At 51.2% G+C, this 8,530-nt stretch carries 13 protein-coding genes; 11 read left to right on the forward strand and 2 right to left on the reverse strand.

The window, feature by feature from the left end:
- Positions 1 to 7 precede the first annotated feature (7 nt).
- Complete coding sequence (gene imuA / locus ACP2AU_RS13755) at positions 8 to 697, reverse strand: translesion DNA synthesis-associated protein ImuA (RefSeq protein ID WP_426376773.1); 690 nt, start codon at positions 695 to 697, stop codon at positions 8 to 10.
- A 128-nt stretch (positions 698 to 825) separates the two neighbouring features.
- Between imuA and ACP2AU_RS13760 the strand changes: the two genes are divergently transcribed.
- On the forward strand, positions 826 to 1,173 hold the full coding sequence (locus ACP2AU_RS13760) for a 4a-hydroxytetrahydrobiopterin dehydratase (RefSeq protein ID WP_426376774.1): 348 nt from the start codon (positions 826 to 828) through the stop codon (positions 1,171 to 1,173).
- A 47-nt stretch (positions 1,174 to 1,220) separates the two neighbouring features.
- On the opposite strand, the gene ACP2AU_RS13765 is transcribed toward ACP2AU_RS13760, so the two are convergent.
- Positions 1,221 to 2,207: an integron integrase gene (locus ACP2AU_RS13765; RefSeq protein ID WP_426376775.1), complete on the reverse strand. Its 987-nt coding sequence runs from the start codon at positions 2,205 to 2,207 to the stop codon at positions 1,221 to 1,223.
- A gap of 370 nt (positions 2,208 to 2,577) precedes the next feature.
- Between ACP2AU_RS13765 and ACP2AU_RS13770 the strand changes: the two genes are divergently transcribed.
- The 10 genes from ACP2AU_RS13770 to ACP2AU_RS13815 all read left to right on the forward strand — a co-directional run bounded on the left by ACP2AU_RS13770 (position 2,578) and on the right by ACP2AU_RS13815 (position 8,359).
- Positions 2,578 to 2,850 (forward strand): hypothetical protein, encoded by a 273-nt coding sequence (locus ACP2AU_RS13770; protein ID WP_286893498.1) that lies wholly within the window; start codon positions 2,578 to 2,580, stop codon positions 2,848 to 2,850.
- 165 nt (positions 2,851 to 3,015) lie between these two features.
- Positions 3,016 to 3,294, forward strand: a complete 279-nt coding sequence (locus ACP2AU_RS13775; RefSeq protein ID WP_426376776.1) for a type II toxin-antitoxin system RelE/ParE family toxin — start codon at positions 3,016 to 3,018, stop codon at positions 3,292 to 3,294.
- Positions 3,294 to 3,587, forward strand: coding sequence for a HigA family addiction module antitoxin (locus ACP2AU_RS13780; RefSeq protein ID WP_068436756.1), 294 nt, complete (start codon positions 3,294 to 3,296; stop codon positions 3,585 to 3,587). The genes ACP2AU_RS13775 and ACP2AU_RS13780 overlap by 1 nt, the downstream gene beginning before the upstream one ends.
- An 81-nt stretch (positions 3,588 to 3,668) precedes the next feature.
- Positions 3,669 to 4,448 (forward strand): FRG domain-containing protein, encoded by a 780-nt coding sequence (locus ACP2AU_RS13785; protein ID WP_426376777.1) that lies wholly within the window; start codon positions 3,669 to 3,671, stop codon positions 4,446 to 4,448.
- A 490-nt stretch (positions 4,449 to 4,938) separates the two neighbouring features.
- Positions 4,939 to 5,346 carry a hypothetical protein gene (locus tag ACP2AU_RS13790; protein WP_426376778.1) on the forward strand — a complete coding sequence of 136 codons (408 nt, stop codon included), beginning with the start codon at positions 4,939 to 4,941 and terminating at the stop codon, positions 5,344 to 5,346.
- Between the two features lie 96 nt (positions 5,347 to 5,442).
- Positions 5,443 to 5,793 carry a hypothetical protein gene (locus ACP2AU_RS13795; RefSeq protein ID WP_426376779.1) on the forward strand — a complete coding sequence of 117 codons (351 nt, stop codon included), beginning with the start codon at positions 5,443 to 5,445 and terminating at the stop codon, positions 5,791 to 5,793.
- Positions 5,794 to 5,942: 149 nt separating this feature from the next.
- On the forward strand, positions 5,943 to 6,215 hold the full coding sequence (locus ACP2AU_RS13800) for a CopG family ribbon-helix-helix protein (protein ID WP_022989998.1): 273 nt from the start codon (positions 5,943 to 5,945) through the stop codon (positions 6,213 to 6,215).
- The gene (locus ACP2AU_RS13805) at positions 6,212 to 6,493 is read left to right on the forward strand and encodes a type II toxin-antitoxin system RelE/ParE family toxin (protein ID WP_023012028.1); all 282 of its coding nucleotides are present in this window, start codon (positions 6,212 to 6,214) and stop codon (positions 6,491 to 6,493) included. Before ACP2AU_RS13800 ends, ACP2AU_RS13805 begins: the two co-directional genes overlap by 4 nt.
- 485 nt (positions 6,494 to 6,978) lie before the next feature.
- Positions 6,979 to 7,578: a hypothetical protein gene (locus ACP2AU_RS13810; RefSeq protein WP_426376780.1), complete on the forward strand. Its 600-nt coding sequence runs from the start codon at positions 6,979 to 6,981 to the stop codon at positions 7,576 to 7,578.
- Between the two features lie 112 nt (positions 7,579 to 7,690).
- The gene (locus ACP2AU_RS13815) at positions 7,691 to 8,359 is read left to right on the forward strand and encodes a hypothetical protein (RefSeq protein WP_426376781.1); all 669 of its coding nucleotides are present in this window, start codon (positions 7,691 to 7,693) and stop codon (positions 8,357 to 8,359) included.
- The last annotated feature ends 171 nt before the right edge of the window (positions 8,360 to 8,530 follow it).

The raw sequence follows: 8,530 nt of genomic DNA on the forward strand, positions 1-8,530 counted from the left end.
CGCGTTATTACCCGGTTGAACCCGACCAAGGGCCCCGGATAACCCGGGTGGTTTCGCGGAATGCGAGATCGGCCCGCTGGGCCATGGCCAGTGAACAGCGCTGCCCGGGCCAGCTACCCCGGCGCTTGAGCACATTCACCTTGAGATGTTGCTGTTCGCCCGGCTCCAGCTCCAGCCGCAAGGCTGCCGGAGAATTCTGCCCGGCGTAACATCGTTCCCGGAACAGCACACACACATTGCTCCCGGCTTCGGCGGCCAGTTGCAGGCGACGGACATGCCGTGAGGCCAGCTTGCCCGGCCAGGCCATTACCAGGCCCGTGACCGGTGAACGCAGGCAGTTCTCCAGGGTCCACAGAAAGTCGCCCTCATCGTCGGTATGGATCAGTACTACCTGGTCCAGATTGACGCCTTCCCGGGCCAGGGCAGGGGCATAGGGCGTATGCGGCGGGTTCAGCCAGAACACGCTTTTACCCTCTTCGCACACCCGTTGCATCAGCGGCAGTAGCAAATGCAGTTCGCCAATACCCGGTGCATCCAGCAGGCACTCGCTCAGGGCGCCCAGTGGCCAGCCCAGGCCGCCAAGCTGATTATCCAGTATCTGGTAACCAGTGGGTTCTGCAGGTTGTGTGGTCTGGGTGTGGCGACGCCCCTGCCAGACACGGGCATCCTGTATCAGCGTGTTCAGAAGCTCGCTCATGATCAAAACTCTCGAGATACTGTTTAAATATACAGTATTCTGAAAGCGGCCGGATTTCAAGGGAAGGGTTGATAAAGCGAAGAGCACGACCCACGCTTGTACTACAGCCATCAACCATGGAGGTTGACATGAGTGACCTGAAAACACACAGCTGTGAAGCCTGCAGCCCGACTGCACCCAAGGCGACCGAGGAAGAAAAGCAGCAGTTGCACAAAGAGGTTCCGGACTGGGACATTCTGGATATGGACGGTGAAGAACGGCTTCACAAGGTTTATAAACTCAAAAATTTTGTGAAGGCGCTGGAATTCACCAACAAGATTGGCGAACTGGCCGAAGAACAAGACCACCACCCTGTGCTTGTTCTTGAGTACGGAAAAGTGACCGTGAGCTGGTGGAGCCACGAAATCGGCGGCCTGCACAAAAACGACTTTATTCTGGCGGCCAGGACCGACGCTGCTTTCAACGATATGCAATAATTCCAATTGCGGCGGAGCCCGACTTCCGCCGCGTTCCTTCCCTGATGCTAAAAGCCCTCATCAACCGGACTGCGCACCCCAAAACCACCCTTGCGAACAACGTGGGTGTAGATTTCTGTGGTGCGCACATCCGAGTGGCCAAGCAGCTTTTGGATAGTGCGGAGATCATAGCCGGCCTCAAGTAACCGGGTGGCAAAACTGTGACGAAAGGTGTGGCTGCCCGCGAGTTTGCGGATGCCGGCCGCCTGGATAGCCCGGCGAATGTGTTTTTGAACGGTTCGATCCATTAGATGGTGGCGACGGCGAATGCCGGAGCGGGGATCTCGTGAAAGCTCCTGAGCCGGAAAGATATATTGCCAGGCGGGCTCTTGGCTGGCACTTGGGTATTTGCGTTCCAGGCCTGCAGGAAGATAGACCGAGCCGAATCCCTTCAAAAGATCGGCCTGATGCAAATGCAGCGCGGAATCGATCTGTTGTTTTAACGGTTCGACGAGGCGATCTGGCAGCAGTGTAATTCGATCTTTAGCACCTTTACCGGCTCGAACAATCAACTGTTGCATATCAAAATCAACATCTTTGACCCTTAGGCGCAGGGCTTCGTTTATCCGCAGGCCAGATCCATAGAGGAGCATGGCAATAAGCTTGTAATCTCCGCCCAGGTTGCCAATGACAGCGCTGGCTTCTTCTTTACTGAATACCGTTGGAAGCTTCACCGGCTTTCTGGACCGTTCGAACTTCAGGTCGTCCAAAGGTTGGCCAAGGAATTCACGATATAAAAATACCAAGGCGTTCAAAGCGACTCTCTGGGTAGAAGCGCTTACGTTTGCCTGCAAAACCAGATGAGACAGAAACGATTCGACTTCTCCAGAGCCCATGGCTGTAGGGTGCTGGAGGCCATGGAAGCGGATGAAGCGTTTAATCCAGAACAGATAGGTTTTCTCTGATTTATACGCCATGCCCCGCAGGCGCATGAAGCTCCGGACTTTGTCCAAAAAGCGGGTTGATTGTGCCGGTATCGGGGTGGGGATATCCATATCCGTTCATCCTTGAATACTGTTTTTATATACAGTAATCCGGTTAGGGATAAAGTCAAGAGGCTTATGTTGGCTGAGTTACACGAACGCGTTCGCAAAACTCTGAAAATTGCATAAGAAATGTTGGTAACTATCTGATAGGGTTGAGAAGTTAGAAAAGGAATGGCGGAGTTATACGCCTATAGCGGGAGCAGGGGTGGCTCAAGAATGGGCGTATAACTCCGGCGGTAGCCGTGGTGAATAGTGCTCAAGGTATTATTTTTATGAAGAATTTTGTTTTTTCTTGGGCGTGTTTGAATGGAGTTTTACGAACGGGTGATATGCGAACGCGTTCGTATAATTAGCTGTTAAAGGCTAAAGGGAGTTCCCGGTGAACAAGGAAGATCTTTCTCCAGAAGACCAAGCCTACTACAAGCGTTTTGAGTTTAAGCCGTTACGAGTATTGCTGTATTTGCTGGCAGTGGTTTACTTGGTGTTTGTTTATGCGGTTGGTGGTGCCCAGTTTAGCGGAGGCTTTTTCAGCGGCTTGGTCGGAACCTTTGTTCTGATTCAGGGCATCGATCTCTCTCAAAGACGACTGATCGTCATTGGCGGGTTCCTGACAGTTGTGAGCGTCTTTCAGACAATATCGTCGGTGTTGTAGTGGCTACCGAGCGCTTACTGCAAAAGCCTTTAACAAATAGTTGTAGTACGTTTCGGGCCTCGCGGCCCTACACCGGACGCCCATTTCGCTGCGCTACATGGGCGCCGCTAAACAAGGGCGTTAAGCTCTATTGTTGCGTGATGCGCACCATGCTATCATCCCCTCATGATTAAATCTTTCCGTCACAAAGGACTGAAGCGGTTCTACTCGACCGGCAGCACGGTGGGCATACAGCCTGACCATGCCAAGAAACTGCGTATGCAGTTAGCTGCTCTGGATACGGCCACTTCGGTGGAGGACATGGACATCCCTGGCTTTCGGATTCACCCATTGAAGGGAAAAGACAAGGGGCGGTGGTCGATTCGGGTTAACGGAAATTGGCGCATGACGTTCGAATTTCAGGACGGCAATGCCTACATTCTTGATTATGAGGATTATCACTAATGACTATGCATAATCCGCCGCATCCAGGCGAGTTCATTCGGGAGGTGTATCTGGAGCCTTTCGGTATCAGTTCCCGTCAGCTTGCTTCCAGTCTGGGCGTATCACCTTCCACTTTGTCTCGGCTGCTCAAAGGAGATAGTGGTATTAGCCCGGAAATGTCATTGCGGCTATCCAAGGTTCTCGGGCGCACTCCTGAGAGCTGGTTGGCAATGCAGGACATGTACGATCTTTGGGTGGCCCGCAATACGGTCAATCTGGATGGCATTCATCCCTTGGACTTCGAAGCAGCTTAACCAGTGGCTGTTGTCGGACGCGCCTACGCTGGCGCTCCGGCACGCCGCAAAGCCAAGGCGTTAAATTTGAAGGAGTAATCCTTGGCGAAAAGACCGAAAATCAGCAAGGAAGACCCAATAAATGGCGTTATGATTATACGCCTTCAAAATTGGAAGTATTTCTATAGGTTTGTTACTCAAGAGCTTGTGAACTTTCCAGGATATTGTTTTCGGGGGCAAAGTAACTCGGAATGGAAGCTTGAGAACACCTTGGATCGCCTTCGAAAAAAGTCGCAAGTGCTCATCCCGGAAGATCGCCATCTAGACGCATTTAAATATGCTGCAAGAGGCCGACGAAACGGGAGTCTGAATGAGCTGAGTGAAAATGACTGGTGGTCACTTGGCCAACATTATGGCCTGGCAACTCCTTTACTTGATTTTACTCGCTCACCTTACGTTGCTCTTTATTTTGCTTTTAGTGAAGAATCCGATGCTGACTATCGAGCGGTCTACGCCATACACATGAGCACCTTGCTGGACCTAAAAAAACAGTCCGAAGAAACGGAAGAGCAATTTGTCGATATTTTCACACCTCTGACAGAGGAGAATCATCGGCTCATTAATCAAGCAGGACTATTTGTCAGGTTGCCACCTGAAACTATTTTGGACGAATGGGTACAGAAAAAATTTTCCGGGGATAGATCCAAAGAGGCCGTGCTAATAAAAATGCTAATCCCCAACAGGATGGTCGAAGAATGTTTGATCCACCTGAATAGGTCAAATATAAATCACTTAACCCTATTTCCAGATCTGATGGGTGCGAGCGAGCATGCCAACATGCAATCTGCGATAAACAAGTACGATACATTAGGATTGATATAATTTAACCAGGGCAGGCATGGCGACGTCTTTTTCGTTGCGGCTTCGCCTTCACTACAAAGCCGCGCATGCTGCTGGCGTTATTGGCCCGGCATTCGTGAGTTTTTAGCAGGTGGGGTGCAAAGGCCTTGGCACCGGGATTGGTTGTAAGCCCGCTCACTCTGGTGATCGCCAAGGCCGGAAAATGCGCTGTTTGGTTTGGTTGCCACAATGGCCAGCAGTGTCGGTATTCATGACGTGCCCCAGTCGCGGGGCCGTCCGTCTTAAATGGTAATCGGGTCGGCGGCTTTTGCGTTCTGGTTCCTGTCGCCATCCGTCAAGTTGGTGCAAGCTGTCCGGGAGAGGGCATGCGGTCTGGGTTTCCAGGCTCAACCACGGTGGTGAACGGCCATTAACCAGGCGGTCAACCGGACGCCAAAAGCGTACCGCTTTTGGTTCCCTCCGCTGCGCTTCGGCGCCGGTTACCTCAGCGTTAAGTGTAAAAGGTCGCATCATGGATGTTTGGTTGAAAATCGAAAGACCGGTCGACGCCGAAGCTGATATTCCCCTTCAGGATGAGGCCTCGGAGAAAGTCAAAAAGAAGTACGCCAGCGAACCCGCAGGCGCATTCATCGTCTGGTCTGATTCCTCGGATGGAACGCTAGGCTGTATCAAAAACAATCGCAGCATCTCAGCACCTATTTCTGACGTAACGGAGCTGGTTCTCAAAGAAATGCAGCCAGCCAAAGGCCGAGGATTTGTCGCACTGTCTTTTGTCTCTAGTGCAGGCAGGGAGCTAGCCGGAATTTACTCAAATACATGCTCTGCCAACGCCGTTCACTGGCTCTCGGAAATACAACCATTGATAGCAAAGGCGCTCAAGCTTGGTCAGAGAAAGGAAGATCTGGGCTATGACACTTAACCAGTCGCTCAAGTACGTTCCCGGCCTGTCGGCCGTCCACCGGACGCCCTTGTCAGGGCGCCGCTTAGCTTCGCGTTATGACCACAAGGAAGTCGAGTGAAGAAGAAGGTTTATCTGTCCATTTTTGCCAGCCTAATTTTGGCAGTGTTTGTCAGCGCCATAGGCGGAACTTATGGGCGAGCACTGACAGAGCACGTTAATAAAGAGGCTATTGAATTAGCGTTAGATGGCAGGTCCATATCAGATCTTTCCCGAGAAGAGGGCAATGCATTGAGGCGCTCTCCGGAATTTTTGGACCGCTTGGTCGAAGCTAAGGAAGAGGTATCTGACGAGTACTGGTGGTATTTCGCCGCGAACCTCCCCATCCAAATTTTACTAATTCTCGTCATTTGCTTGATTTGCGGGAAATTTGTAATTCACACGGTGACTAAGCATGCGAGGCCATAACCAGGCGGTCAACCGGACGCCAAAAGCGTGCCGCTTTTGGTTCCCTCCGCTCGCGCTCCGGCGCCGGTTACCTCAGCGTTAAATTTTTTGCCGCACCCTCGTAGACTATGTTGTAATACATTGTAGTAACCAAACTCGAGGGTATAGTCATGAGCGTCACCACGGTTCGCCTTCAAGCAGAAGTTGAACAGCACCTGGAAGCAATTGCTGGCAGGTTGCACCGGAGCAAAGGTTGGGTAATTAACCAAGCATTATCGGAGTACATAGAAAAGCAGCAGCTGGAGCAAGAGCGCTGGAAACAGACCTTAGAAGCAATGGAGTCCGCTGCACAAGGCAAGGTTGTTGATGCCCGCGAGGTTCACAGCTGGCTTAATAGTTGGGGAACCGACAACGAGCAGGATGCACCGAGGTCAGGTAAGTGAAACTGGTTTACACGGACGAAGCCATTGAAGATTTACAGCGTCTCAGGGAGTTCATTGCAGTCCACAATCCATCGGCGGCAGCCCGGATCGCCACCGAACTGGTTGGCAAAATCGAATTGCTTCCTGATTTTCCCAAGATGGGCACGCCAGTTGAAATGGCACCGGTGCCTGACTCTGTTCGAGATATGGTTTTCGGGAAATATGTCGTTCGATATTCGCTCCATCCCAGTGCCATCATCATTCTCCGGGTATGGCATGGCCTTGAAGGTGAGCGGTAGTAATTTAACCAGGCGCGTCACTCGGATGCCTTTGTCTCCGCTGCGCTGCGACAAAGCCACCGGTGCGCTTCAGCGTTAACTGTAGAAAAGCATGGATACAGAGTTCGTAGAAAAGGCTGATGAAGAAGGGTTTCTGCTCATCGACGGGGCGGTCAAAATCGAGGGTTTCATTCCGGAAGACTCGGTTTCATGCCACAAGTGTCAGGAGCCAGCGATTTACTATGAGCCTTTTGATGCTTTTATCTGCGCGTATTGCAACATATGGCTTGAGGGCCGTTGCGGAGATGCAGGGTGTAGGTATTGTGAAAACCGACCTGAAAAGCCACTCCCCAATGAGAACCAACGGCGTCGCATGCGGCACAGTTAACAAGTCATTCCAGTTCGTTACGGCCCTTTGGGCCTCCACCGGACGGCCTTTTCTTCGCTTCGCTACGCAAAGGCCGCCGCTGAATATTGGCGTTATGCAGTTCTAGAGGAGGAAGTTTGTGAGCTATCTCGATGAGTATGTTTCCGCTGTAAAATTCGGGAACAAGCTCCGAAACGAAAAGGTGCCCAAAGAGGCTTACGATGACCTTTTACAACATTATCGGGAGCTTGCTGACAACCCAGATCTGGCCCAATTCACTGACCATATTTTGCCGACTATCGCGGAGCAGTTTATCAAAGAATCGCCTCCTGATTTGGCGGGGCTCTGCCATAGTGTTAGCCAGCAATTTTTTGATAACTGGATGCAGTCGGAGCTTTCACAGGCTAGCGGGCTTGCGATAACCGTCGGCAGCGTCGAGTTCAAGGGCACACCGTTGTACCCAGTTTCAAAGTCATCTCTGCGTCGAACCCTCGCTGAGGGGTTTGATCCAAACCGAGAACTAGACCTGCATGTCTGGCTGACTTTTCCAAATATGCGGGTTCTCGACCTTACAATTGTCCCTACACTGCTTGAAAAAGGTTTAATCAATGCGGATTACTTTGGCGAATTCCAGCATCTGATTTGGACCGAATCGGGTAATAGTGAGCTTCACTACAAACCAATGCTCCAAGATGATCAGTTCCTATTTAAAGTGGATCAGGTAGCAGGCTATGCATAACAAGGCGCAGCAATTCGCGGCCGGTGGCCGCCGGACGCACTTTTCATTGCGGCTGCGCCTCCATTACAAGTGCGCCGTTGTGCGCTGGCGTTATAAGTCATTGAGGTTCTGAGTGAGTAATGAGATTCGGGCGATAATTCAGAAGGCTGAAGAAACGCTCCAAACGGCTCGGTTCGGCTACGAGGATCTCACGTCGGGAAATCGCTACCGGAGGTATTCGGGCATCCGAAACTTGGTCGTTTTTGGCCGGTCGGTGACTTTCGTAATTCAGAACCTTAAAACGCCTGTTGGTTCTGATCGGTTTGATGCTTGGTATCAACCCATACAGGAAAAAATGAAGTCTGATGTTCTGATGAAGTATTTCGTCACGCTGAGAAACGAAATACTCAAACAGGGAAAACTGCCGGTCAGCACATCTGCCTCAGTCAACTTCTCATCTTCTGACATGGCAAAGTTGGGAACACCTCCCACAGGAGCCAGTGGATTTTTCATTGGAGATCAAACTGGCGGTAGTGGGTGGGAAATCGAATTGCCGGATGGGACAAAGGAAAAGTATTACGTTGAACTCCCCGAAAGCATGGCCAAGGTTCAGCAGCACTTCAGCGAATTGCCGGTTCCAGATGATGACGATTTGAAGAAAAAGTCTATCGAAGAGCTTTGCGAATACTACCTTAAAGAACTTGAGGGGGTCGTAGACGAGGCTCGGAAAGCCTTCTTGGGTGAGGATACTCAAAGGGCCGGAGGTAAGAGGCTTCCTCCTTATTTGAGAGTAGTGAAATGACTTATAACCACTGCAGGCACGGCGACGCCCACTACATTGCGCCTTCGGCTCCATTCCGTGGGCGCGCATGCTGCAAGCGTTAAAAATCAGGGAGAAATATGCTCAGTGCTGTAGTTTCGGTTATTGGTGCTATTACAGCTTTGGTAAGCCTTTGGTTTACTGACAAACAAT

The sequence above is a fragment of the Marinobacter sp. VGCF2001 genome (assembly GCF_049943275.1).
Lineage (GTDB): Bacteria > Pseudomonadota > Gammaproteobacteria > Pseudomonadales > Oleiphilaceae > Marinobacter.

Excerpts from the sequence above, each read along its gene's own strand:
- imuA (WP_426376773.1), bottom strand. The coding sequence starts at position 697 with ATGAGCGAGCTTCTGAACACGCTGATACAGGATGCCCGTGTCTGGCAG.
- ACP2AU_RS13760 (WP_426376774.1), top strand. The coding sequence starts at position 826 with ATGAGTGACCTGAAAACACACAGCTGTGAAGCCTGCAGCCCGACTGCA.
- ACP2AU_RS13765 (WP_426376775.1), bottom strand. The coding sequence starts at position 2,207 with ATGGATATCCCCACCCCGATACCGGCACAATCAACCCGCTTTTTGGAC.
- ACP2AU_RS13775 (WP_426376776.1), top strand. The coding sequence starts at position 3,016 with ATGATTAAATCTTTCCGTCACAAAGGACTGAAGCGGTTCTACTCGACC.
- ACP2AU_RS13780 (WP_068436756.1), top strand. The coding sequence starts at position 3,294 with ATGACTATGCATAATCCGCCGCATCCAGGCGAGTTCATTCGGGAGGTG.
- ACP2AU_RS13790 (WP_426376778.1), top strand. The coding sequence starts at position 4,939 with ATGGATGTTTGGTTGAAAATCGAAAGACCGGTCGACGCCGAAGCTGAT.
- ACP2AU_RS13800 (WP_022989998.1), top strand. The coding sequence starts at position 5,943 with ATGAGCGTCACCACGGTTCGCCTTCAAGCAGAAGTTGAACAGCACCTG.